Source organism: Ancylomarina sp. YFZ004 (assembly GCF_054254355.1).
The window spans coordinates 401999-427677 of sequence record NZ_JBTCHQ010000002.1; the positions used below are offsets into that span (position 1 = coordinate 401999).

At 35.4% G+C, this 25679-nt stretch carries 19 protein-coding genes and 1 pseudogene; 7 read left to right on the forward strand and 13 right to left on the reverse strand.

What is annotated here, in order from left to right; all coding sequences use genetic code 11:
- Window positions 1-69 precede the first annotated feature (69 nt).
- Complete coding sequence (locus ACXR6G_RS04970; protein ID WP_458360297.1) at window positions 70-720, reverse strand: CoA transferase subunit A; 651 nt, start codon at window positions 718-720, stop codon at window positions 70-72.
- A 496-nt stretch (window positions 721-1216) separates the two neighbouring features.
- On the opposite strand from ACXR6G_RS04970, the gene ACXR6G_RS04975 reads away from it, so the two are divergent.
- Complete coding sequence (locus tag ACXR6G_RS04975) at window positions 1217-4237, forward strand: protein O-mannosyl-transferase family (protein WP_458360298.1); 3021 nt, start codon at window positions 1217-1219, stop codon at window positions 4235-4237.
- Between the two features lie 67 nt (window positions 4238-4304).
- Here the strand turns inward: ACXR6G_RS04975 and ACXR6G_RS04980 are convergent, their stop codons facing one another.
- The 4 genes from ACXR6G_RS04980 to ACXR6G_RS04995 all read right to left on the reverse strand — a co-directional run bounded on the left by ACXR6G_RS04980 (window position 4305) and on the right by ACXR6G_RS04995 (window position 10536).
- The gene (locus ACXR6G_RS04980; protein ID WP_458360299.1) at window positions 4305-5651 is read right to left on the reverse strand and encodes a TolC family protein; all 1347 of its coding nucleotides are present in this window, start codon (window positions 5649-5651) and stop codon (window positions 4305-4307) included.
- 58 nt (window positions 5652-5709) lie between these two features.
- The gene (locus ACXR6G_RS04985) at window positions 5710-8742 is read right to left on the reverse strand and encodes an efflux RND transporter permease subunit (RefSeq protein ID WP_458360300.1); all 3033 of its coding nucleotides are present in this window, start codon (window positions 8740-8742) and stop codon (window positions 5710-5712) included.
- Entirely contained in the window at window positions 8739-9812 is a 1074-nt protein-coding gene (locus ACXR6G_RS04990) for an efflux RND transporter periplasmic adaptor subunit (protein WP_458360301.1), read from the reverse strand. The genes ACXR6G_RS04985 and ACXR6G_RS04990 overlap by 4 nt, the downstream gene beginning before the upstream one ends.
- A gap of 118 nt (window positions 9813-9930) precedes the next feature.
- Window positions 9931-10536, reverse strand: coding sequence for a TetR/AcrR family transcriptional regulator (locus tag ACXR6G_RS04995; RefSeq protein WP_458360302.1), 606 nt, complete (start codon window positions 10534-10536; stop codon window positions 9931-9933).
- Window positions 10537-10718: 182 nt separating this feature from the next.
- Between ACXR6G_RS04995 and ACXR6G_RS05000 the strand changes: the two genes are divergently transcribed.
- Window positions 10719-11330 (forward strand): polysaccharide deacetylase family protein, encoded by a 612-nt coding sequence (locus ACXR6G_RS05000; RefSeq protein WP_458360303.1) that lies wholly within the window; start codon window positions 10719-10721, stop codon window positions 11328-11330.
- 95 nt (window positions 11331-11425) lie between these two features.
- On the forward strand, window positions 11426-13363 hold the full coding sequence (locus ACXR6G_RS05005; RefSeq protein WP_458360304.1) for a carboxypeptidase-like regulatory domain-containing protein: 1938 nt from the start codon (window positions 11426-11428) through the stop codon (window positions 13361-13363).
- A 106-nt stretch (window positions 13364-13469) separates the two neighbouring features.
- On the opposite strand, the pseudogene prfB (ACXR6G_RS05010) reads toward ACXR6G_RS05005, so the two are convergent.
- Window positions 13470-13622: pseudogene (gene prfB / locus ACXR6G_RS05010) on the reverse strand (peptide chain release factor 2); the annotation flags it as partial.
- A 184-nt stretch (window positions 13623-13806) separates the two neighbouring features.
- Between prfB (ACXR6G_RS05010) and ACXR6G_RS05015 the strand changes: the two are divergent.
- Window positions 13807-14460 carry a hypothetical protein gene (locus ACXR6G_RS05015; RefSeq protein WP_458360305.1) on the forward strand — a complete coding sequence of 218 codons (654 nt, stop codon included), beginning with the start codon at window positions 13807-13809 and terminating at the stop codon, window positions 14458-14460.
- Window positions 14461-14578: 118 nt separating this feature from the next.
- Here ACXR6G_RS05015 and prfB (ACXR6G_RS05020) read toward each other — a convergent pair.
- The 6 genes from prfB (ACXR6G_RS05020) to ACXR6G_RS05045 all read right to left on the reverse strand — a co-directional run bounded on the left by prfB (ACXR6G_RS05020) (window position 14579) and on the right by ACXR6G_RS05045 (window position 19490).
- A protein-coding gene (prfB, locus tag ACXR6G_RS05020; protein ID WP_458360306.1) for a peptide chain release factor 2 occupies window positions 14579-15680 on the reverse strand; the annotation gives its coding sequence in 2 pieces (ribosomal slippage) (window positions 14579-15616 and window positions 15618-15680; 1101 coding nt in all).
- Between the two features lie 357 nt (window positions 15681-16037).
- Window positions 16038-16208 (reverse strand): membrane protein insertion efficiency factor YidD, encoded by a 171-nt coding sequence (gene yidD / locus ACXR6G_RS05025; RefSeq protein ID WP_458360307.1) that lies wholly within the window; start codon window positions 16206-16208, stop codon window positions 16038-16040.
- A 10-nt stretch (window positions 16209-16218) separates the two neighbouring features.
- Window positions 16219-16665 carry a ribonuclease P protein component gene (locus ACXR6G_RS05030; RefSeq protein ID WP_458360308.1) on the reverse strand — a complete coding sequence of 149 codons (447 nt, stop codon included), beginning with the start codon at window positions 16663-16665 and terminating at the stop codon, window positions 16219-16221.
- 144 nt (window positions 16666-16809) lie between these two features.
- The gene (locus ACXR6G_RS05035) at window positions 16810-17568 is read right to left on the reverse strand and encodes a uroporphyrinogen-III synthase (protein ID WP_458360309.1); all 759 of its coding nucleotides are present in this window, start codon (window positions 17566-17568) and stop codon (window positions 16810-16812) included.
- Window positions 17569-17612: 44 nt separating this feature from the next.
- Entirely contained in the window at window positions 17613-18536 is a 924-nt protein-coding gene (locus ACXR6G_RS05040; protein ID WP_458360310.1) for a DUF4271 domain-containing protein, read from the reverse strand.
- Between the two features lie 111 nt (window positions 18537-18647).
- A complete protein-coding gene (locus ACXR6G_RS05045; protein WP_458360311.1) occupies window positions 18648-19490 on the reverse strand; it encodes an MBL fold metallo-hydrolase in 843 nt (280 codons plus the stop codon).
- Between the two features lie 336 nt (window positions 19491-19826).
- Between ACXR6G_RS05045 and ACXR6G_RS05050 the strand changes: the two genes are divergently transcribed.
- Both ACXR6G_RS05050 and upp read left to right on the forward strand, forming a co-directional pair.
- Window positions 19827-21185, forward strand: a complete 1359-nt coding sequence (locus ACXR6G_RS05050) for a UDP-N-acetylmuramate--L-alanine ligase (RefSeq protein WP_458360312.1) — start codon at window positions 19827-19829, stop codon at window positions 21183-21185.
- A 331-nt stretch (window positions 21186-21516) separates the two neighbouring features.
- Window positions 21517-22167, forward strand: a complete 651-nt coding sequence (gene upp / locus ACXR6G_RS05055; RefSeq protein ID WP_458360313.1) for a uracil phosphoribosyltransferase — start codon at window positions 21517-21519, stop codon at window positions 22165-22167.
- Window positions 22168-22246: 79 nt separating this feature from the next.
- Here the strand turns inward: upp and ACXR6G_RS05060 are convergent, their stop codons facing one another.
- Window positions 22247-23905, reverse strand: coding sequence for a S41 family peptidase (locus tag ACXR6G_RS05060; protein WP_458360314.1), 1659 nt, complete (start codon window positions 23903-23905; stop codon window positions 22247-22249).
- A 619-nt stretch (window positions 23906-24524) separates the two neighbouring features.
- Between ACXR6G_RS05060 and lpxK the strand changes: the two genes are divergently transcribed.
- Entirely contained in the window at window positions 24525-25622 is a 1098-nt protein-coding gene (gene lpxK / locus ACXR6G_RS05065) for a tetraacyldisaccharide 4'-kinase (RefSeq protein ID WP_458360315.1), read from the forward strand.
- Window positions 25623-25679: the final 57 nt, after the last annotated feature.

Sequence of the window (25679 nt, forward strand, 5' to 3'; positions counted from 1 at the left end):
AATGTTTGTATGTTTTGTTTAAATAGTCAAATAAATATGAACGTTTTCAAGCCTCAAACACGCTTTAATCTAGTTTGCTCTTACAATGAAGTCAACGTAGATAGATGGCGTTTTCACCTCTTCAGGCTTGAATGTTCCAGCTTCAACAATTGATTCAGCTTCAACAATTACTAAGTCAGCAGCAGTTGCCATCAATGGGTTAAAGTTTTGTGATGTTCCACGGTAAGTTAGGTTTCCATGTGTATCACTCATGCTCGCTCCGATTAGAGAAACATCAGCACGTAAGGGTTTCTCAAGGATGAATTCTTTTCCATCAACTGTAACGATATCCTTACCTTCGGCAACCATAGTTCCCAATCCAGTTGGAGTTAATACACCACCTAGACCAGCACCACCAGCACGTACACGTTCTGCTAAAGTTCCCTGAGGACTAAACTCAACAATTAGTTCACCGTTATTCATTTGCTCGATTGAAGCAGAGTTCGCTCCCACATATGAAGTGATAACCTTGGCAACTTGCTTGTTTGCAATCAATTTCCCTAAGCCCTTATCGGCAAATGCAGTATCGTTACAAACGATTGTTAAATTTTTAACATCCGAGGCAACAATGCCATCAACCATTTGGTTGGCAGTTCCAACCGATAAAAAGCCACCAATCATGATAGTCATACCATCTTTAATCTTGGCAACAGCTTCTTCAAATGAAATTATCTTGTTCATCACAGGATTTGTTTTTTAATTAATTGCAAAGCATTTCTTAACAGTCACTTACACCTATTTAAGTGTAAATCCATGCAGCAAAGATAATTTTATTTTCGGTGCATAAAAGACTTACTAATCTGCACACTAGCCTTTCTTATCAGAAAGAATTATAATCTTTTCACTATTGATTAAACTCATTCTAAATAGTTACGAAAACCTTTTCGAAAACCGTATTAAAAACAAACTTGACGTTAAGATTTAAACAATTCTTTTTCTTTTTCACATTCTGTGTTTTAAAATGGCCAAGCAACACCTGCTGAAGAACATTCAGCGCTATGAAAAAAAATATCGATCGAAGCAATATTTAGATTCATTCTTAAATACGAAGTTTATCTATAGTTCTATTTTTCAGCAGATGAGATAACCAATCATTTTACATTTTTTCACACAATCGTTATAAGAGCTTCATAATTATTTCCCTAAATTCGTTGACATAATTTTAACTCATCTTCACATGTCAAAATTCCAAAAATTAAATATTATTGGGGGCTGGTTGGTTTTTTCCATTTCAGCTCTGGTTTACCTTCTTACACTTGAACCTTCAGTCAGTTTCTGGGATTGTGGCGAGTTTATAACGGCTGCCTACAAATTGGAAATTGGACATCCTCCGGGAGCACCCATCTTCATGTTACTTGGGCGATTATTTTCTCTTTTTGCATCAGACGAATCTCAAGTTGCCTTAATGCTTAATGGTCTTTCTGCACTTGCTTCAGGCTTTACCATCATGTTTCTGTTTTGGAGTATCACACACATGGCTCGAAAACTCGTTAAATCTGAAAACGGTCAATATAATTTAGTACAAACAGGTAAAATATTGAGTGCCGGTCTCATCGGAGCCCTAGCTTATGCATTCTCAGACACCTTTTGGTTTTCAGCCGTAGAAGCAGAGGTTTACGCGCTTTCATCACTGTTTACAGCAGTCGTATTTTGGGCTATTCTTAAGTGGGAAAGCGAAGCTGATTCCCCACATGCAAATCGATGGCTAATTTTGATTGCCTACCTAATGGGCTTATCCATTGGTGTTCACCTATTGAATCTATTAGCAATTCCAGCTATCGTTATTCTCTTCTATTTCAAAAAATATCCAGTTACAAAAAAAGGTATCCTTATAGCTTTATCAGCTGCTATCCTTTTTTTAGCAAGTATCATGTATCTGATTATTCCTGGAGTTTTAAAAGTTGGAATTTGGTTCGAATTTGCCTTTGTGAATGGGCTTTCTCTACCCTTTAATACAGGTTTATTATTCTATTTACTTCTTCTTTTCATCGGACTAATTTTCGCTATTCGATACAGCATCAAGCGTCAAAAAGTTCTATTAAACACAGTTCTTACAGTTATAAGTGTCATACTTATAGGTTATTCATCTTATAGCCTAATTATGATTAGGGCGTCTGCAAATCCAGCTCTGAATCAGAATAATCCTAAGGATGTTTTCTCTCTTCTGTCCTATCTTAACAGAGAACAATATGGATCGAACCCATTGATTTATGGTCAATATTTTAATGCTCCTACTGATGAAGAGAATCCAAGTCATGTATCGAAAAAAGTTTATATCCAGAAAAATGGGAAATATGAACTCTCTTATGAATTAGAAAAAAACAATTATAGCTCGAGTCATAAAACACTATTCCCTAGAATGTACACCAAAGGCATGTCGGGGCGCGCTCCAGTAGAATATGCCAAATGGACAGGACTCAATCCTAAACAAAAGGAAAAGCCAAGCTTTGCACAGAACTTAAACTTTTTCTTTTCCTATCAGATTAACCACATGTATATCCGATATTTCATGTGGAATTTTGCTGGACGTCAGAATGATGTGCAATCCTATGGAGATAAAACAAAGGGTGCCTGGATTTCGGGTATTCCTTTCATCGATAATCTCAGATTAGGAGATCAATCGCTGCGTTCTGATGATATGAAGTCGAATAAAGCCAACAACACCTACTATTTCCTACCATTAATCTTGGGGCTTATAGGTCTCATTTATCAATACAAACACAGTAAAAAGGGGAAAAATGACTTCTTTGTAGTTCTTCTACTCTTTCTCTTTACAGGATTAGCCATTGTTCTATACTTAAATCAACCTCCTTTGCAACCTCGCGAGCGTGATTACGCTTACGCTGGATCATTTTATGCTTTTGCAATTTGGATTGGAATTGGTGTACTAGCAGTAATTAATGGGATGGAAAAATACCTGACTCCTAAATTGAGTTTAATCCTTTCCACATCTCTTTGCTTCTTAGCTGTACCAGCTTTATTTGCACAACAAAACTGGGATGATCATGATCGATCTGATCGTTATTTCGCTCATGACTTGGCCTATAATTACCTTAATTCATGCGCTCCCAATGCAATCTTATTTACCATGGGCGACAACGACACATTCCCACTTTGGTATCTACAGGAAGTTGAAGGTATCAGAACCGATGTTCGAGTTTGTAATCTAAGTTACCTTTCAACAGATTGGTATATCGACCAAATGAAACGAGATAATTACGATTCAAAGAGTTTGCCTATTTCTATGGAAAAGGAAAAATATTTGATGGGTAGTCGTGATGTTGTTTATATTGTAGATGATCCTCGTTTTGAGGCTTGGGTTGAGAAAAACAAGGGTCTGAATTTAAAAGACGCTCTGGAATATGTCCTTTCTGACAAGGAAAGTACAAAAACGATTTACGGCTACGATCAGAAAATTGATCACATTCCAGCTCGAAAATTTAGAATGCCAGTCGATAAACAACAGGTTTTGGCTACACAAACTGTATTTGTAAAAGATTCGACTCATATCGTGGCTCAGTTGGAGTGGAAACTAGATCAGAATTTCATGGAAAAAGCAGGTTTAGCTCTTTATGATATTCTTTTAACCAACAATTGGAAGCGTCCTATTTACTTCTCCCAAACCGTACCAAAATCGGGTTATTACGGCCTTCAAGATTACTTCCAATTAGAAGGTTTAGCTTATCGATTAATCCCTATTAAAACGATGGATAAAGCTAGTAATCTTGGCCGAATTGATTCAGATATTCTATTCAATAATATGATGACGAAATTCAAGTGGGGTAATATCAATAAAGAAGGTATTTATAAAGATGAAAACATCAAACGAATGTGTCTTAACTTGAGAAATAACTTCCTTAGCCTTTCAAATACTTTAATTTCTGAGAATAAAAATGCTAAGGCAATTGAAGTTTTAGACAGAAGTAGAGAATTACTTCCTAACGAGGTCAGTTCATACGACTATATCGCTCTATTAATGGCTGAGAATTATTTGAAGCTTGGTAAACGTGATTCGGCAATGGAGATGATGAATATCATCCATACACGATTGACCCAAGAACTAGACTATTATAAAAGTTTAGAACCAACAAGCTTGTCAGATTTTGTTAGATCTGGAAGACGAAACGAAGCCTTGCTTGGGGAGATGAAACGAATAGTTGAACTCTACAAGAAAGAAGAGTTCGCAAAAAGTGAATAAAAAAAATGAGGGGATGTTTATACATCCCCTCATTTTAATTTATATCGTAATCAAATACAAATGAGTCCTAGATTTGATCTAGCTCACCTATCGCTTTCAGATAAACTGAATACTTCTGCTGGCAGCTAATTTTAGCATCAATATAATTGCTGTAAGAAGATTGCCAGGACACCTGTGCATCGAGCACCTGAGTTACAGAAGCCACACCAACGGAGTAGTTATTTCTCGTAATCGTCAAGTTTTCTTCCGCCTGTTCCAATGAAGTTTCAGTGAAACTCATTTTCGAGATGGCTACCTTAAGGGCATATAAGGATTGTTGCACATCAAGAGCAATTAAATCTCTGTTCTTTTCCAATTCATTAACAGCTTGCTGATGCATAATTTTACTACGCTTTACAGCCTGTCTTTTTTCTCCCCAATGAAAGACTGGAACGGTTAATTTTGCTGAAGCATTCCATGACGTTTCAGCCTCATCAACTCCAAAATGATTTGGATTACCGTAGTAAGAGTTCACGCCAACATTTAGGCTTGGCAATTGATCAGCTCTTGTCATTTTAACGCCAAGTTCTCCCATATCAACAGCCAGTTGACTCATTTTTAATTCTGGTCGCTGAGCCAAAGCTTTTTTGTGTGCAATTTCAAAGTCAGGAAGTGTCGCTTTATTCACCATAGAGTCCTTTAACTGAACTTTTTGCCAAAGAGGAAAACCAATTAATCTACAAAGAGACATATTGGCTAAATCAACACCATTTTCGGCTTCAATATTAGCTAATTTCACATGATTCAGATTCACTTGAGCTTGCAAGACATTATTCTTTGTGACCAAACCAACTTCATATCGATTATTAATATCCTTTTTAAACTCTTCAAGGAACTTAATACTCTCCAGAGTTAAAATCACCTTCTCCTTTAAAGAAACGATAGTCCAATAGGTATCGTCAGTCTCCAATAAGAGATTCGATTTTTCCAAACGAAGATTCTCTTTTGAAAGGTCAACATTCTTCTGGCTAAGCTTATTCAAATTTCTCAACTTTCCTCCCATATAAATAGGCTGAACCAGAGATAAATTAAGCCTGTATAAGTTATCAGGAGCTTCGTAAAGCGTTCCTCCAGGAAAAAGAACACCACTAGGGCTTCCATCCATATTGGGTAGCTGAAAAGCTGGCATCTTTGTCACCTGAGGATCTCCCAGGCGAGTTAAACTAGCTGAAAAATCAAGTTTAGGTAACTGATTGGTTTTATTTGATTTCAGATGACTCTCATAAATCGCAACATTTAAGGCTGCATTTTGTACATCCTGATTGTGTTCTTTTGCCAACTCTCTACACTTCTTTAAACTCAATACTTCTTGTGAAATAGAGGGTTTTGCAAAGCAGATAAAAGCAATAAACACTAATAGTATTTTATATCGCATTGTATTATTTTTTAGTAGATGTGAAACAATTTGTCTCACATCTATAATCTCATTTCAATTAATCAACAATCTTAATTTTGTAGAACAAACAAAAGAATAGCGGTACTACGAATAGTGTTAAGATGGTCGCGAAAAGCAATCCAAACATGATGGTTGCCGCCATAGAGCCGTACATAGCATCGTTAATCAATGGAATCATTCCTAAGATAGTCGTTAAGGCTGCCATCATTACCGGACGCATTCTCGATACAGCCGATTCTACAACAGCTTCAAGTGGTGACTTATCTTTTAGTAAGACATTTATCTGATCAATTAGAACCACAGCATTTTTAATTACCATTCCAAGTAAACCGAGGAATCCGACAATAGCCATAAAGCCAAAGGCCTTATCAAAAACAAATAAGCCGTTAGCTACACCAATAAATGAGAGTGGTAGCATCAAGAAAATGATCATAGTTTGACGGAAAGAATTGAAGAGTATCACAATAACAATCATCATCAAGATAAATGCCAATGGCAAAAATGCACCCACATTTTTATTTCCTTCAACTTGCTTTCTATGCTCACCATCCCACATCATATAATAGCCTTGAGGTAATGGAATCGCTTCAACTTTATCCTTTAATTTCGCCAGCAACTGATCTCCTGTTACATCTGAACTTATTGGATCGCATTGTGCTGTAATCGAACGACGACGGTTGTAACGACGAATTACAGGATCTTCCCAAGCCATTTTAGAGCCATCAAGAACCTGATCGAGAATAGTAGCAGAAGCACCACCACCCCACACGGGTAGGTATTGCAACTGATTATTTTGGTCATGGGTGTCATCTACAACTTTAAGCAAAATGCTCTGAGCTTGTTCACCATCATAAAAACGCCCTACTACAGCACCATCATTAGCCGTTTGTAATGCTAATGACATTTGCTGACGGGTTACATTGGCACGTCGTCCTTTTTCCTGATTATAAAGAGGCTCCCAGGTCTTCACTTTCTGTCTCCAGTCGTCTCTAACATTGATTGCCAATTCTTCATGACGCATAATATCTTTAGCCTTCTCAGCCAAGCTATGCAATACTGCAGGATCGGGCCCCATAAAACGGGCTTCAATCTTAAATTCCAATGGAGGACCACCTAGCAAATATTTAGAATGCGAGAGAGCAGCTGGAAAATTTTCATTAATGTAATTATCAATTTTTATCTTAACACCTTCAAGGTTATCAAACTCGTCAGATCTAACCAAAAGTTGACCGTAGGATGAGTTGTTCTTAACAACTTCAGCCATCAAGATATATCGAGGCAATGACTCTCCAATAGCAGCCGTTACACTTTTAACATGATCGATACTCATCACATATTTTTCAATCTCTTTCAGATCAGCCTCAACTTTATAGATATCCGTCCCTTCAGGTAACCAATAATTCACCGTTACTAAAGGTTTGGTTAACTCCGTAAAGAAAGGTTTCTTCACTTTCCCAAAAACCATTAAACTGCCAATCAATACTAGAACAACAGCTGAAAGTGAAATTAAACGGTGACGTAAAACCTTCATTAAAAGCTTCTCGAATATCTTGTAACCTTTTCCTGAGAAAGGCTCTTTATTCAAAGAATTCTTATTCACTTTTAGGAAAACATCACTGAAAAGGACATTTTGTGTCACAGAAAAAAGCCAACTCAATCCCAGAGAGATAGCTAAAACCTGAAACATCGATTTACAGATTTCACCAACACTTCCTGGTGCCATATAAATAGGCAAAAAAGCTAAGATGGCAATCAAGGTTGCTCCAAATAATGGCCAAATGGTTGATTCAGCACCCATTAGAGCCGATTTTCGTCTGGAATGCCCCCTTTGCAGAGCAACAAGTGCCCCATCGGTTACCACAATGGCATTATCAACCAACATACCCATAGCCACAATTATCGCAGCCAAAGAAGTCCTCTGTAGAGCAATATCACCAGCCAACATCACAATAAATGTGGCTAAAATAGTAAGTATCAGGCCGCTTCCAATCAGCAATCCTGAACGTATTCCCATAAATAGAAGCAGAATAATCACTACAATAGCAACCGATTCGGCAAGATTAGTCATGAATAAACCATTAGATTCAGCCACTTCATCAGACTGAAAATAAACCTTTTCGATACTCAAACCGATAGGTAGTTGTGTATTTAATTCCTCAATACGTTTGTCAAGTTCGTCACCAACGTTCATTACATTAACGCCCCACGACATCGACAGTCCAATACCAATGGCTTCTTTACCATTGAAACGCATTAAATTCTTTACTGGCTGCTGGTAAGCTTCTTTGATATCAGCAATATCTTTAAGCTTAATCTGTTGATTGCTGTAATCCTGAATCACCAAATCACCAACTTCCTCAACAGTCTTAAAACTGCTTCTATCGCGAATTTTTATTCTCTGTCCATCAACTTCAATCTGTCCATTATCCCATCTGGAATTCAAGTCATGCAAGATACCGATCACCTGTCCCGGATTAATTCCAAAACTCGCCATTCGAGAACTCAAGAGATTGATCTCTATACTTTCTGTTTTGGTTCCAAAAAGTTTAACCTTTGAGACCCCTTTTACCATCAAAAGCTCTCGCTTAAGCATAGCTGAATAATCATGAAGCTCGGCATAACTGTAGTCTTCTCCCGAAAGAGAAAGAAAAACTCCAAACACATCACCAAAATCATCTAAAACCATCGGATAGGCGGTTCGTGGCAAATAAGGCCTGCAGTCGTTCACTTTTCGTCTCAGATCGTCCCAAATCTGGGGCATTTGAGCCGTTTTCTTACTTCCGTTGATCTCTATAGTTACAATTGATAGGCCTTCTTTTGATTCCGATTCGATAAAATCAAGTCCTTGAGTTGCTTGCACCGCCTTCTCAATGATATCGGTCACCTCAAGCTCTACTTCGTGAGGTGAAGCACCCTTATATGATGTTATTACCAAGGCTGTTTTCAGAGTAAACTCAGCATCTTCAAGCTTGGCCAACTTTGTATAGGAAAAGACCCCGCCAACAAGACTACAAAAAATAGCGACCCAAATAACAACTCTGTTGTTTACCGAATATTTAGCGATACTCATAATAAACCTCCTATGTTTGATTTAGTCTTCTCAACCAAGAGTTTCACTTTCTGTTTTTCAATCAGAAAAGCAGCTCCTGCGACCACAATTTGTTCGCCTTCAGTTAAACCTTTACGAACCAAAATTCTATCGTTAGCCAACAAGCGAATCACTTCAACTTCACGCTGATTCACCACTTGCTGCTTTTTGTTATAAACCCAAACAATACTCTTCCCTTTATAATTAACAACTGAAGCAACTGGAAGTTCGAAGCCATCTTCAGTGCTTGTTTCACTAATCTCAATATTTAAACTGGCATTCATTCCTGGACGAAGGTTTTTCGCCTCCTCCTTGTTTAGGTAAACTCTTATAGGATACACCTGATTATTTCCTGCCGTTTTTTTACTGATTTCCTTTAGTTTGGCTGCTATAACTCTTGTCTTTCCATTTTTCACTGTACAGGTGAAAGATTTAAAATCCTTAGAATGACTAACAATACTCTCAGGTACACCTGCAATCACTTCAAGAACAGAAACATCTAGTAAGGTCAAAATTGGATAACCTGCTCCAACTTTTTCGAAGTTTTCAACGATTTTAGTCTGTACATAGCCATCGAAAGGAGCGAAAAGTTTGGTGTCGTTTAAAGCATTTTTTGCTTTATTGAAATTTGACTCTGCCACTGCTGCTGCAACGTCAACTTTTTCTTTAGTGCTTTCTGGTATCGATTTTTTCTCATAAAGTTCCTGATAGCGCTTGGCATCCTGCTTAGCATGCTGCCAATTGGTTTTAGCTGCTTCCAAATTAACCTTAAAATCACGGGGATCAATCTCAGCCAACAAGTCACCCTTTTTTACGAACATGCCCTCTTTTGCATTTAGCTGTACCAAAGGACCTGGAACTCGAAATGCCAATTTCACCTCTCTGGATTCTTTTACTTTTCCGGGGAAAGTGTGGATAGACGTGTTATTCCTACTCTCTACTCGCTCAACTTTTACAGGTCGTACGGTCTTTTCAATTTCTGTTTTAGCTTTACAGCTAAATAGGAATAAGGACAAAATTAATCCGGCTCCCAATAATCGTATTGATGTCATCAAATTATTATTTAGATATTTCATTTTAAAATTCAAAGTCATTAATTAAACGTTTGTTTAATTTAAAGATGTAAAAAAAACACGCAAATTCCTTCGCGGTTTAATCAACCTATATAGCTTACTCTTTTCCCAATTGCAGAGTTATATAATCCTGCACAAACAGGTGTAAAACCTTTCTTATTTCATTTTTATTTTTGCTGGAAAAACTCTCATCTCCAAGGGCAACATCCATCGCTCTTGGTGTAGATAATGCTTTATTAACCATCCCCAATATCATCACTGGCATTATTTTACAAATCGAATCGTCAATATCGGGCTTGCAAGCTTTTATACATTGATAAATATAATTGTGACTTTTTGATATAATGGATAAAATGAGATCGACAATATTCTTATTCCGATTTAAAGACAATTCTGTTCCAAAAACATAACTCACCAAGTCATGATCAACAAAATGATCGACATATGTTCGAAATAATTCTGAAACTCTTTCACGTGGTTTAAGATCCAGCGATTGAATATGATCCGTTTTCTCCTTTAATTGCTTAGATGTATCAGAGATCAAATCAACTAAGACACCTTCCTTGGATTTGAAATAATAGGAGATCATGGCAATATTTACTCCAGCTTCCTTTGCTATTTGTCTCACACTGGTCCCATCATAACCATTCTTCACAAACAGTTCTGCAGATGCATTCAAAATTTTAGATCTACTGTCTTCCATATCGATTAATTTGATGCAAAATTAAACAAGTGTTTAATTTCTGCAAGGGAATTTCAAACTTTTAACATCTTACTAAGTGAAAATCACTTCAAATACAGCTAAATATGAAAACATATTTCTTCATTTTTTTATGCATTTCCCGTCAAGACTTATACTTTTGATGGATCAAATCAATTTATTTTATGCGATTCGTAAGAATACCTCAATTTTTAAAGAAGCTCTTTCCAAGCCTGACATGGGATTATAATACGGGTGAAAAAGTGGTTTACATCACCTTCGACGATGGTCCGATTCCTGAATCGACAGCTTGGACTTTAGAACTTCTTAGGTCGAAAAATGTGAAAGCGACTTTCTTTTGTGTGGGCGATAATGTGAGAAAATATCCTGGAATTTACCATAGAATATTAAATGAAGGCCATGCAGTAGGCAATCACACTCACAATCATTTGAGAGGTTTTACAAATCAAACACAATGCTATGTTGATAATGTGAACTTGGCAAGTCAATACATCGATTCCAAGCTATTCCGTCCTCCTTATGGCATGATCAAGCGCTCTCAAGCCAAGAAGCTCTTAAAGGATTATAAAATAATCATGTGGGACGTGCTAAGTGAAGACTATCGTCAAGATATTACGCCTGAAGAATGCTATAAAGCGGTTCTTAGAAGCATCCGACCTGGCTCCATTATTCTTTTCCACAACCATCTGAAATCAGAAAAAAATATGCGCTATGCATTACCTCGATTAATTGATGAGTTGAAGAAACAAGGCTATCAATTTGGAGTTTGTGAATAGAATTAATCAATTTGACATATAAATATGTTTTGTTTTTAATATATCTTCGTCGATCAATTCCTACAAGACAAGCCCTATTTATAATTCCGCCTAAGATGAACAAACTCTATTTCATTATAATATTCTCAATAATTCTTTCTTGTAACACTTTTGCCCAAACAATCATCACAGGCAAAGTTTCCGATCAAACTAACCAAGTTTTACCTGGAAGTAGTATTTACATTAAAGACAGCTATTTGGGAACCGTAAGCAATAGTCAAGGTGATTTTAAAATAAAGATCCCAAAGAAGGACCAATCCAGCAAACTTTGTATTAGCAGTATTGGCTATCAAACCAAAGAAATTAGCTTAAATAAATTGAGAACTCCTCTACTTGTAAAACTACAACAAGATACCGCTCAACTAAATGAGGTGATTGTGATGCCTAAAGATACTCTGCTAGCTTTACTGTGCCGAGCATACGGCAAGATCAAAGATAACTACCCCGATGTTGACACTCGAATGAAAGGTTTTTACCGAGAATCGTATTATAATCCTGACAAGGATGAATATTTGTATTTTGGAGAGGCTATAGTTGATGTCTTTAAAACCCCATATAATAACACCTCTGAAGGTCAAGTTAAAGTTGTAGAGAGTCGGATGAATAAACACCCCTTATATCACAATTACAGTTCGGTGATGTGGTATGGAGGTTTGCATTTTCCATTAAACTCCGATGATGTCAAACGTCATGCCTCATATCTCTCACCTAATGATTTTAAAAAGTATGACTACAGCATCTATAAAGATAAATTAGATAACCAACCCGTATATCGTATAGAATTTAAACCTAAAGAGAATCAGAAAGTTCGTTTTAAGGGTAAATTTTATCTGGATATAACTTCATTAGCATACCTGTATAGCGAATGTATCTATTCTGACTATGGTTTCGAAAAAAGAAATAAATATCTAGCTTCTTCTGGACTAAGCGTTACATGCAGAAAAGAGCAACTAAAGTACAAGTTTTGGAAAGGCAAATATTACCTTTCTTATATCTCTTCAAAGGAAAATCTTAACAATAAAAAGACACAATCCGATTTAATTCGATTATACGAATATCTAACAACAGATATTAATTCAAAAAGTGTCGAGCCCATTCCATTTTCAGAACAAGCAGAATTAAGAGATGTCTTTTTTTTAGAGGCTAAGGATATTCAAGAATCGAATTGGAAAGATCAAACACTCATTCAAGCAGACAGTTCCTTAACTAAATTAATGGAATATAGTTCAAACAAGGCAGATTTCTTATTACACAAAAAACACAATCTTCCTAAAGATTATCAGTTTAAGCAAAAACTAATGAAAGTTCTTACGAACACTTATACTGATATTTACATTGAGTCGAAGTCGAGTCAATCTTTAGCCCCAGCAAACATCACTTACTCTCCTTCATCCCAAACTGTTTTCAATAAATCAATCGATAATAACAGTTATACCGAATTTTCTTTTGGAATGAGAGTGGGCTATAAATTCAATGCTCATTTTGATATAAACTTTGCACAGCAAGAATCTATTGGGAAAAATATTTCTTCTATTAATTCATTGGGACTTGCATACGAAACTCCAATCATCAACAGAGGAAGGCAATTGTTCCTGATGTGTGGTGTCAATTATTTCTTTTCTCAAGATGGAATTCATGTTGGGGATTTCAAGTCGGAATCGAACTTTAAAGCAGGAGGTGAAAAATTTAAAGCTGATAAAATTGCTTTGTATGTTGGACAGAAAAAACAAGGTTTTTCTTTTGGTTTAGGCCTAAGAACTAAGTTGAAAAAGTTCTATAGTCTATTTGTAATGGGAGGCTATCAATTCAATTTACAGCAACAAGATCGTTTGTTTATTCAAGAGAAATCAGGCTTCTTTTTTACCCGTAAAAAAGCTAATATTTCGTTGAAGGATTCCTCAATCAAATATTTTGAAGATGGAATTCAAACTTCCACAACAAGCTTCGATACAGATAACTTTAATTTAAAAGTTGGTATAAGGATTATGTTGTAAAATAGATCTTAAATAAAAAGAGCAGAAACCCAGAAGTCTCTGCTCTATTAAAATTTATCCGATAAATATTCGGGATGTAAATAATTTATCGGATGAATGAGTTTGATTAATCGTCCTTATTCTCTCCACCAAACTCCATCAAATACGCTTTGATAAAACCAACCAAATCACCATCTAAAACAGCTTGTACGTTGGAGGTTTCGTGTCCTGTACGTACATCTTTCACCATTATATTGGATTGCATCACATAAGAGATAATTTAAGATATGCCCTGCCTCGATTGATTGATGAACTTCGTTGTAGAGGCTTTAAATTTGGGGTTTGCAAATAGAATAAACTCGTCCTACGAACTTGGCAGATTTAACGTTGAAATATGTTTAATAATAAACATATATTTGCTTTAAATAAGAAAGAACTCATACTCTACATCATATTTTAAATTAATGGAATTATTAAATTTTATACGAACAGGTAAATTTGAGAAGAGCAAAGCCACAGTACAGAGCTTACTACTCTTGTTATTCACCTATTTAATTTTTGCTATTCCAATATCGATCCCTCTTATACTACTTAATGCATTCGATCTAATTCCTGAACACATCTCACAAAAAGAAGATGCTACATTAAAATATATATTATCCGTAATAATATTTGCTCCTATAATAGAAGAGATAGCCTGTAGGTTACCTCTTATCCCAAGATATAAATATATTAGCTTTAGTCTATCCATATTTATTATCACAATTTGTAAGTCCATTTGGGGAACAGGGTATGGGTATGAATGTTATTTATTAGCACTACCTGCTTTTGGTTTAGCTCATTACATTTTCAAAAACAAATCTTTCAGTACAACAAAATCTATAAACCTTTTAGTTCATACCTCGGTCGTCCTATTTGCATTTATGCATATTTTCAACTTTATAGAGCTTGAAGTTTGGATGTATTTCATATTTCCTATTCTAACAGCACCACAAATTCTTATGGGCTATATTTTATCATTAACCCGTCTTAAATATGGGTTTCTTTTTGGGGTACTGCTACATATGCTAATTAACTTTACAGTTAGTTTACCATTATTAATCAAATATATCTTCTGAAAAAGCAGGGTGAAATAAGGATAATGAACGGATGAGATTCTCGATAATGGAGCTAGCTATAAAAAAAGCAGAAACTCTTAAGTTCCTGCTCTTCTAATATCTATATCAATTGGAATTGTTAGTCCTCTTTATTCTCACCACCAAATTCCATTAAATAGGATTTGATAAAACCATCCAAATCACCATCTAAAACGGCTTGTACGTTGGATGTTTCGTGGCCTGTGCGGACATCTTTCACCATTTTGTAGGGTTGCATCACATAAGAACGAATTTGTGATCCCCACTCTATCTTTTTCTTAGAGCCTTCAATCTTATCCAAAGCTTCCTGTTGCTTACGCAATTCAAGCTCGTAAAGCTGCGATTTAAGCAAGCGTAAAGCATTCTCTCTATTTCCGAGTTGCGAACGGGTTTCGGTGTTCTCTATAATGATACCAGTGGGTGCGTGTCGTACTCGAACGCCAGTTTCCACTTTATTTACATTCTGTCCACCTGCACCACCTGATCGAAACGTATCCCAAGTAATATCAGCAGGGTTAATTTTAATATCGATGGTATCATCGATAGCAGGACATACATAAACTGATGCAAAGGTTGTCATACGTTTATTAGCCGCATTAAAAGGTGATAGACGCACCAAACGGTGCACGCCACTCTCCGATTTTAAGAAACCAAAAGCAAAATCGCCTTCAAATTCAAGAGTTGCAGACTTTATTCCAGCCTCATCGCCTTCCTGGTATTCCAACTGACGAACCTTATAACCATTGGCTTCACCATAGCGCAAATACATGCGATAAAGCATGCCTGCCCAGTCTAGACTCTCGGTACCACCGGCACCTGAGTTAATTTTCAAGATGGCTCCAAAATGATCTTCTTCCTTACGAAGCATATTTTTAAGCTCCAAAGCATCAAGTAGTTTTAAGGTACTTGCGTATTGTTCATCCACTTCTTCAGGAGAAGCTTCATCTTCTTTAGCAAATTCGTAAAGCACCTGCAAATCATCTATCGAAGCCTTAACTTCCTCGTATGATTCTACCCAGGTTTTTAAGCCTTTCACTTTTTTCATTTGCACTTCGGCCTCTTTGGGATTATCCCAAAAACCGGGTACTTGTGTGCGTAAATCTTCTTCTTGTATCTGGATTAATTTGGCATCAATGTCAAAGATACCTCCTCAACGCTATCGTGCGCTCCGCTAAATCTTTTAGCTGGTCATTTGTTATCATAGGTTCGTAGTTTTTATAATCGAAGCTCAAAGTTAGCAAAATTCAATTGTTAACGGTCAATACGAATAGGGCAATGCGCCCTTTTATAAATGCTGGTATTTTTTAATTATTAAGTTATGAATTAGGAATTATGAGTTTCTCACATCTTACATAGTGATGTTTTTTTTGCAAAAGGGATAGGAGCTTTTGTTTGAACTCCTTTGTCTTTTTTTTTGACAAAGAGTGAGTGCGGATAGCCCGACCCACAGGGTTTTGCCCAAAGAATTGCTATTGATGAAAAATGTGAGTTTGCCAGGCCAACAGAAATATCAAGGTCCTTATTTTTTTATCGAAAAGAGAAATTGAAAAAAATCTATTTTAAGGCACTGGGTCATGTCCATGTCCACCCCAAGGGTTACAGGATAGAATTCGTTTTATGGCAAGGTAGCTACCCTTTAAAGGCCCATGAGTCTTTAATGCCTGCATGGCATAAGTTGAGCAAGAAGGTGTGTATCGGCAAGCCGAAGGCGTCATTGGAGAAATAAACATCTGATAGAACCTAATCGGTAGTATCATGATGAAGAGAATCCCCTTTTTTAATATTCTTATTATACCTGTCATATTCGGATCCAATTCGCCTAAGAGCTTTTACGAGTTTCGTATCCATCTCGGCTGTTTTCAGAATGGTTTTAGGCAAATATACAATCATAAACGATATTTGCGCCTCTCTCTCATTCAAATCGTTATAAAGCAGGTGTTTATTCAAGCGATATATTTCACGAATTCTTCTTTTCAAAAGATTTCTCTTAACGGCTTGCTTGAAACTTCTTTTGGTGACAGTGATAGCTACCTGAGCTGGAAAATCAACATCAAGAGCAGCACATTTCCATACAATTCGAAAAGGATAGCAGGTAAAGCCTCTACCTTCGGCAAACAAGCTACTTATGCGCTTTTTATGACAAAGGCGTTCGTCTTTTGTAAAGCTATATCGTAAAGAATCGGTCATGGATGATTAATGCTTGAGGCTTAAAATTACTAAAACACCTAATTATTAAAGATGCCCTAGGGATAATAAAAAAGGGGAAAGTAGCTTTCCCCAATTTATTTCTGAAGAGATCTTTAGCAATACAAAGATCAACTTGCAATATTTTTACTTGTCTTTATTCTCTTTGTTGTACACTTTAATGTACTGATCCAAGGCCATAGTCATTGATGGAGCCTGTGGCATCGGCGCTTGAATATCAAGACTAAGTTTTGCATCCGTTACAGCTTTTGAAGTTGCAGGTCCAAATGCAGCAATTACAGTTCCATCCTGATTAAATTCAGGGAAGTTTTGTAATAAAGATTTGATTCCTGAAGGACTATAAAAAGCAAGGATATCGTAATTTACATCAACTAAATCAGACAAGTCACTGCTTACAGTCTTGTAAAGGATAGCTTTGGAATATTTAATCTTATTTTTATTCAACAAAGCAGGAATTGATTGCTTGTGAATATCAGAAAGGGGTAATAAGAATTTTTCTTTTTTGTGCTTAACGATTGTATCGATAAGATCTTCGAAAACTCTAATACCAAAGAAAATTTTTCTTTTACGGTAGACGATATATTTCTGAAGATAAAAGGCCGTTGATTCTGAAATACAGAAATATTTCATATCATCCGGAATCGTAACTCGCATTTCTTCGGCAATTCTAAAGAAGTGATCAATAGCTGTTCTGCTGGTAAAAATCACAGCAGTATGGTCAAGAATATTGATTCTTTCTTGTCTGAATTCTTTAGCACATATTCCTTCAATTTGAATGAAAGGGCGAAAATCAATTTTTAAGTTGTACTTTTCTGCCAGATCGAAATAAGGCGACTTTTCTGTTTGGGGCTTCGGTTGCGAAACTAATATTGTTTTGATTTTCAAGGCGATATTCTTTAATTAAAACATTATTTTCCACTCTATTATTCCTACCCTACTATTAATTTATAAATCATTAGTAAAGGGAATATTTCCAGTGCGCAAAGATACAAAATCATATAAAATATAGAAACATGTTTGCGTATTAATATTTTCAAACCTCTTAAAATTCTTAAAAAGAAGAAGAAGAATATCATGAAGACCCCAATATACATAAGCCATCTCACAGCATGAGCTTGCACAAATGGCAAGGCAATAATCACTGGAAAAAGAAACAATCCTAGATTCTTATTGTACAAAAACGTCGTGAAAACATACTCCTTACTCTCATTTTTGCTCTTAAAAACATAGCCTAAGCTCCTAATTACAACTACTTTTCCAATATAAAGAAAGAGTACGGCTATGAAAATCAGGATAAATTCTTTAAATCCATATGCTTGAACGGATAAAATTGAATTATGATTTATGATACTTACTGCAAATAAAGAAATGTTAACAATAAACAAAAGGTTGATAATTGCCGACCCCTTAACCATGTTAATATTCTTCTCCAAAAAAAGATTATTCGCTGTATGAGAATTAAAAATCGACTCAACAAGCTTCGACAAATACTTACCAAACAAAAACTTAACTGAAGCAAGTAAAAACAAGGAAAACAGAATAACACCTACAAGCCAATCATTTCCAAACCCGATATTCTGAAATCTGGATATATCTTTCCCGCCGTATTTAGGTTCTATGTGTTCTATAGTCTGCTTTATGGTATCAGAACTTATAATTGAATCGGTAAGAATCAGGCTTGAATCTGTTGAAATTGAATCTATACTTTTAGCTAAAGAATCTTTAGACAACTTCTTATTTAAAGCTGAAAGATCTTGTTGAGTAACCAGCTTCGAAGAATCTCCTAGCGATTGAGAAGTATTAACAAGCGTATCATTAATTGAATTAAAATCAGGGAAATAGTTACTCTTCATAGTTTAATAATGTCTATCAGAATTAGTCATCACAAATATAGGGAATAAAAGAAATGAAAATCATGAAACAGTGTGATAGGATTCACCTCAGAAGTTCAATAAGTCAACTTATTAAAACAAGCTCCTTAGGCTAAAACTTTTATCGGGCTTAACACCTCTTTCTGTTTGTATAAGAGAACAACATTCATTTTGAATATCGTGCTGGAAAAAGAGAATATAATTCTTCTCCACAGCTTCTTTCAAAAAAGCCTGTTTTTCTGAAAGCACAATGGTTGGGAATAAGTCATAAGCAGCCACCCACTTCACATTTACATTCGCCATTGTGGGTATAAAATCGGCAGTAAAAGCAATTGTTTTATCCTCATCATGAACCAAAACGGCCATCAAGCCATCAGTATGCCCATTAAACATTCGAACTTCAACATTAGGAAATAATTGACCTTCTTCCTCAACCAAATTCAGTTTACCCGCTTCAAAAATGGGCATCATATTTTCTGGGAAGTAACTATCTCCTTCGCGAATATTGGGGTTCAAATAATTTTCCCATTGAGCCTTACTTACCCAATGTGTAGCATTAGGAAATACAAGCTCCAATTCTTTTGTTCCCTCCTTATAACGAGTCGCTCCTCCACAGTGATCGAAATGCAGATGCGTAAAAATGACATCAGTAATATCCTCAAAATCAAAGCCTAGATTCTTCAATGATTTTTTTAACTTGATATCAGCTTTATAGTTGTGATGACTAGCTTCAGATTCAGAAAGCTTATCTCCAACTCCATTATCAACTAGAATACAACGATCACCATCAACGATTAACATACTCCTCAACGCACAATCGCAAAGATTGTTATCATCAACTGGATATTTTTTACTCCACATAAATTTTGGAACAACACCAAACATGGCACCTCCATCGCATTTCAAAACGCCTGTTTCTATCGAATAAATTTGCATATTAATCGCTATTATATTTAGAGGGTTTAGACAGCCTAATTATTTCCCCAAAGGTTAACTTTTAAAATCACTCATCTTTTTATTAGAGTCTAAAGTAATAAAGAAAAAAGAATACTGCCAATCACAGCAGATTTGATTATATTTAGCTTTCGTATGTTTTCAATGCTTAAGGCTTAATTTTTAAAACATATAAACTTAGAATCATACACTTAATATTGAAAGTTATAATTAAAGTGGAACAAGCTATCTACTTGAATAAAAACACATAAAACACCAATTAACAAATTCACTAATAAATTGATCCTCCCATGATCAATTGTAGCAAAAATAATATAGATGAGAGTACATTTTATAGCCATAGGAGGAGCTGCTATGCACAATTTAGCACTTGCCTTACACAAAAAAGGATTTCAAGTTTCAGGATCGGATGATGAAATATTTGATCCTTCAAAAAGCAGATTGGAACAGTATAATTTACTCCCTGAGAGTTGGGGCTGGTTTCCCGATAAAATCACATCTGACATTGATGCTATCATTTTAGGAATGCATGCCCGAATTGATAACCCAGAACTTATAAAAGCTAAAGAATTGGGTTTGAAAATTTATTCATACCCTGAATATATTTACGAACAGACTAAAGATAAAACACGAGTTGTTATTGGTGGATCTCACGGGAAAACAACAACCACATCGATGGTGATGCATGTTTTGAAGTCTCACGAAATCGACTTTGATTATATGGTTGGAGCCCAAATAGAGGGTTTTGACACGATGGTGAAACTTAGTAAAGATGCTAAGATCGCTGTTTTTGAAGGTGACGAATACCTTGCCTCTCCTATCGATCCTCGTCCAAAATTCCACCTTTACCACCCACATATTGCTCTATTGACTGGGATTGCCTGGGATCATATCAATGTGTTTCCCACTTTCGAAAATTACCTTAGTCAGTTTGAAAAATTCATTGACTTTATCAAACCTCAAGGTAGTCTCATCTATTTTGTAGAGGACAAGCATATTGAAAAGATGATCACGTCAAAAAGAGATAGTATCACATATTTGCCATACAAATCGCATCCCCATACGGTGAAAAATGGTATCAGTTCGTTAATAACGAAAGACGGAGAAATTGAGTTGTCAATTTTTGGTGAGCACAACTTACAAAATTTGCAAGGTGCACATCTAATTTGCAAAGAGTTAGGTCTAAGTGATGAGCAATTTTATTCCTCAATCAAAAATTTCGGTGGCGCTGCTAAACGCCTGCAAACCCTGGCTCAAAATGATCAAACCATCGTTTATCAAGATTTTGCTCACTCGCCATCTAAACTTCAAGCGACTACGAAGGCAGTTAAAAATCAATTTACTGACCGAAAGCTTGTTGCTTGCATGGAACTTCACACATTTAGTAGTTTGAAAGAAGAATTCCTTCCAGAATACAAAGACAGTATGGCTTTAGCTGATATTGCGATGGTCTATTTCAATCCTAAAACCGTAGAACACAAAAAACTAAAAGCTATTACTATTCAACAAGTTGAAGAAGCATTCGGTGGCAACAACTTAAAAGTCTATACTGATTCTCAAAACCTATTAAATGATTTAATTCACTTAAACTTCGAAAAAACGAATCTCCTTCTCATGAGTTCGGGTAATTTTTCGGGCTTAGATCTTAAAGAATTAGCCGATAAAATAATAGAATAAGAAAACACAATCGACTTGTATTAAACTTAGAGATGCTAGAAATAACATCTCTTTTTTTATCTCATTAGATCCATTTTTATGAAAATTATAAAATAATCTTCTCAATAAAATTAAATCAACGCAACCTTACTATTTACCAAACACTTAAATTTAGTTAATAGTTTAAAATCTAAACTAAGTTAGATACATAAACTTGTTAATCGGATCTAAGATCAGAAGACCTTCGTAGGCTCAAAATATCAAATACTTATAAAAAAGAGCTGAAAAACATAGAGAATATTTCTATAGATATTCCTACATTTGCGCTCAGCTAATTTTTAAATACGACATCATGGTGCATACTATTGGGAACAACAATTCCCTATTCAACCAATTTATAGCTGAAATTCGCGACGTAAATGTTCAAAACGATCCTTTACGATTCAGAAGAAACCTAGAAAGAGTAGGTGAAATCTTTGCTTATGAAATCAGCAAAACTTTTAATTACTCTGAAAAAGACGTTCAAACTCCACTTGGAACTGCAAAAATGAATCTTCCTGAAGATGAGATTGTAGTTGCTTCTATTCTTAGAGCTGGATTACCATTACACAATGGTTTATTAAACTACTTTGATCGTTCTGAAAATGCTTTTATCTCTGCTTATAGAAATTTTAACGAAGCTGGTGAGTTCGAAATTAAGTTCGAATACATTGCATCTCCTTCTATAGATGGAAAAGTTGTGATTTTAGCTGATCCAATGCTTGCTACTGGTTCATCTATGGAATTAGCATATAAGGCTATGCTTACAAAAGGAACACCTAAACATGTTCACATTGTTTCTATTATTGCTAGTAAAGAAGGTGTTGAGCTTGTAAAGGAAAAGCTTGCTGGAGAAAATATCACTCTATGGATGGGAGCTATTGATCCAGAATTGAATTCTAAATCATATATCATTCCTGGATGTGGTGATGCAGGCGATTTAGCTTTTGGTTCAAAACTATAAGAAAAACAAAACTATCATATATAGAAAAAGACCTGCTAATAGCAGGTCTTTTTTTATATCCAATTCTCACACTTCTAACTTATTTCTTTAAGATCTCATTGTATTTCTTTTGATCCTTAAGTATCGTCATTGCTTCTTTCAGGACCTTATCATCTTTAAGGGCGTACAAAATACCTCCTATTTGATAATGGTAACGTTTTACAATTTCATGAGCTAATAGCGACTTAATTTCCTTTTCGAACATTTTAAGGTCACGATCCAGATTTGGCATTAATTTCGACGAGATTCCATCAAACTCCTCTTTAGCAATCTTATAATATTTCTCCTCTTTGGCAGCCTTTTTTAGAGCTTTCAAAATTTCTGTCGTTTCCGATTTATATTCAAACTTTTCAGAGTTCAAAAATTGTTTAAAGTCCTCGTAATCTTTGTCAGATAATTCAAATGAATTGGCATCTGCAATTTCAGCATGCTTATTGGCATAAAGTGTGGCGTAATCGAAGATTTTGAACTTGCGGATTAAGCCTACAGATAAACTGCTAAATAAATCCATTTTAACTTTTACATCAGGTAGTATACCCCCACCATCACGAACTTTACGACCATTCTTAGTTTTAAATTCACTCGTCAGAGTATCAGGCACTTTCCCAACACTTCCATCTTCATTTCGATGACTGTAATCCAAAGCTTGAATACATCTTCCACTTGGAATATAGTATTTAGCTGTTGTTACTTTCAACTTAGAATTATAGCTTAAATTACGTGTTGTCTGCACTAAACCCTTTCCAAAAGTACGCTGACCAACAATGACACCTCTATCCAAATCCTGAATGGCACCAGAAACAATTTCTGATGCTGAAGCAGAGCCTCTACTTACTAAAATTGCAATTGGAATTTCTGTATCCATCGGTACTGTTTCAGCTTTATATGTCTTATCCCACTGACTAACCTTACCTTTAGTGCTTACAATATTTTCACCCTTTTCGACAAATAGATTCACAATTTTTACCGATTGGTCTAATAAGCCTCCTGGATTTCCTCTTAAATCCAGAATAATTGACTTGGCTTTTTGCTCCTTAAGCTCACGCAAAGCATTACTCACTTCACCTGATGCCTTATTGGTAAACTGATTCAAATTAATATAACCTATAGAATCCTTCAACATACCATAGTAGGGAACAGATTTCAACTGGATTTCAGCTCGAATGACCTCTTTTTCAATCAACTTTTTTACTCCCGGGCGACGCACTGTGATGATAAGAGGCTTATTCGCCTGACCTTTAAGTAGGTTACTCACATCACTGGTCTTCTTCTTATTTATTTTTATGCCATTAATCTCAACAAATACATCACCAGCTTTTAAGCCCGCTTTATCTGCAGGAAGATCTTTATAAGGCTCAGCAACAATAATATCATCGCCATGCTTACTTATTAATGAACCAATACCTGCATATTCCCCTGTTGTCATCAACTTAAAATCTTCCATCTCCGATTCAGGAATATAAGTTGTATATGGATCAAGTGATGAGAGCATTGCATCCATACTTTTTTTAATTAGATCACCAGAATCAATCTCATCAACATAGAACATATTAAGCTCTCTAAAGAGGGTGTGATAAATATTTAAATTCTTACTGATTTCGAAATTTTTTTCGTCCCTGTTGAATCCATAAAAGACAGCACTACTAAACAATAGAGCAGCTAATAGTATCAGGATTCCTTTCTTCTTAAATACCTTCATATTTCGAGATTTGAATTTATAGATTTCTAAAATTAGAATACGGGTGTTTAAACAATTGGAAACTTGACATAATTAACTTATAGAGATAGCCCCAAACACCTAATTCCACAGCTATATAGAGAGCTGTAAGCCAAAGATAGGAAATATGATTTAAGCTTCAGACTTTTATTAACATTTATTAATATTGAGGATTATGATGAAAAAATAATTTAATTACTCCAAAGCAAAAAAACTTAAGTCATTCATCAAGTGACTCTTAATATTCATTAGACAAATAATAAAATATCTGTTTTTTTACAAAAAAATATAAATACTCGGAACTCTTATTTTTAAAGGGTTTATATAAGAATAAGGATTCCACAAACACATAAAAGCCCAATTTACAGATGATTATATTTTGTTTATTCAAAAATATTATTTAACTTTTCTAAAGAATTAGATCTAAATCTAATTCATTGGGTTAGTATTTATTAACTCCTTTCTTGTTCGGAAGTTAATAACGGTTAGTGGTTACAAAGCGGTGAAGTTTCTTCATCGCTTTGCTACTTTATGACAGTCAAGATCATTTTTCGCGAGAAATAATTAATTTTAGAGCAAATTAATTCTGATAAATTAATCTATGCACAAAGCTCTGTCTTATTTTAAATTCTTGCTTTTCCCTTTTACACTTATCTACGCAAGTATTCTATCGCTTCGAAATTTAATGTTCGACTGGGGCTATTTAAAGTCAACTTCATTCGATTTACCCATTATATCGGTGGGGAATATTTCGGTAGGTGGCACAGGGAAAACACCCCATACTGAATACTTAATTAAGCTTTTACAAGATAAATACCAGCTAGCCAGCTTAAGCCGAGGTTATAAACGTCAATCAGAAGGTTTTGTTTTGGCTGATGAACACTCGAATTCATACATTTTAGGTGATGAACCCATGCAAATGAATCGAAAATTCACTAAACTCAATGTGGCAGTTGATGCAGATAGAGTCAATGGTGTTCAAGAATTGCTTAAGCCAAACAAAGGCTTAAATCTAGATTGTATCCTACTTGATGATGCTTATCAGCACAGGTATATAAAACCAGGTCTATCAATTCTTTTAATTGATTACAATCGCCCTATTACTCACGACTTTGTGATGCCAATGGGACGTTTAAGAGAAACAGCTGCAGGTAAGAAAAGAGCAGACATCATCATTCTGAGTAAATGCCCAGTTGATTTAAGCGATACTGAGGCTGAAAAACTAAAAAAAGGTGTCAATCCTCTACCTCATCAAGAATTGTACTTCACGAGCCTTGATTATGCTCCTGCTGAGCCCGTATTTAATACAACTAATGAAATAACTAGCTTGAATGATACAGAGAAAGATTCCAGAGGGCTTTTATTGGTAACTGGTATTGCAAACCCTGCCCCTTTAAGAAATTACCTAAAGACATTTTGTGATGAGTTCAAAGAAATTCAATTCCCTGATCATTATACTTTCAAGGACAAAGACATTGAACGAATCGAGACTTCATTCATCAACATGAAGTCTGATAACAAGCTTATTATCACAACCGAAAAGGATGCCATTCGATTTCTTGATATGAAGATAGAATCACGAATATTGAAAGATAATATGTCCTATATTCCCCTGGAAATCAAATTTCAAAATCAAGCGAAAGTTCAATTTGATAAACATATTCACGATTTTATTGAAAATTTTAAACGAAGCAACTGAGATAATCTGAATCTACAAAAGTGTGCTTTATATAAAAATGAGGGTACTCAAACTTTG

Coding starts and splice junctions, on each gene's coding strand:
- ACXR6G_RS04970 (WP_458360297.1), bottom strand. CDS start 720: ATGAACAAGATAATTTCATTTGAAGAAGCTGTTGCCAAGATTAAAGAT.
- ACXR6G_RS04975 (WP_458360298.1), top strand. CDS start 1,217: ATGTCAAAATTCCAAAAATTAAATATTATTGGGGGCTGGTTGGTTTTT.
- ACXR6G_RS04980 (WP_458360299.1), bottom strand. CDS start 5,651: ATGCGATATAAAATACTATTAGTGTTTATTGCTTTTATCTGCTTTGCA.
- ACXR6G_RS04985 (WP_458360300.1), bottom strand. CDS start 8,742: ATGAGTATCGCTAAATATTCGGTAAACAACAGAGTTGTTATTTGGGTC.
- ACXR6G_RS04990 (WP_458360301.1), bottom strand. CDS start 9,812: ATGACATCAATACGATTATTGGGAGCCGGATTAATTTTGTCCTTATTC.
- ACXR6G_RS04995 (WP_458360302.1), bottom strand. CDS start 10,536: ATGGAAGACAGTAGATCTAAAATTTTGAATGCATCTGCAGAACTGTTT.
- ACXR6G_RS05000 (WP_458360303.1), top strand. CDS start 10,719: ATGCGATTCGTAAGAATACCTCAATTTTTAAAGAAGCTCTTTCCAAGC.
- ACXR6G_RS05005 (WP_458360304.1), top strand. CDS start 11,426: ATGAACAAACTCTATTTCATTATAATATTCTCAATAATTCTTTCTTGT.
- ACXR6G_RS05015 (WP_458360305.1), top strand. CDS start 13,807: ATGGAATTATTAAATTTTATACGAACAGGTAAATTTGAGAAGAGCAAA.
- yidD (WP_458360307.1), bottom strand. CDS start 16,208: ATGTTTATTTCTCCAATGACGCCTTCGGCTTGCCGATACACACCTTCT.
- ACXR6G_RS05030 (WP_458360308.1), bottom strand. CDS start 16,665: ATGACCGATTCTTTACGATATAGCTTTACAAAAGACGAACGCCTTTGT.
- ACXR6G_RS05040 (WP_458360310.1), bottom strand. CDS start 18,536: ATGAAGAGTAACTATTTCCCTGATTTTAATTCAATTAATGATACGCTT.
- ACXR6G_RS05045 (WP_458360311.1), bottom strand. CDS start 19,490: ATGCAAATTTATTCGATAGAAACAGGCGTTTTGAAATGCGATGGAGGT.
- ACXR6G_RS05050 (WP_458360312.1), top strand. CDS start 19,827: ATGAGAGTACATTTTATAGCCATAGGAGGAGCTGCTATGCACAATTTA.
- upp (WP_458360313.1), top strand. CDS start 21,517: ATGGTGCATACTATTGGGAACAACAATTCCCTATTCAACCAATTTATA.
- ACXR6G_RS05060 (WP_458360314.1), bottom strand. CDS start 23,905: ATGAAGGTATTTAAGAAGAAAGGAATCCTGATACTATTAGCTGCTCTA.
- lpxK (WP_458360315.1), top strand. CDS start 24,525: ATGCACAAAGCTCTGTCTTATTTTAAATTCTTGCTTTTCCCTTTTACA.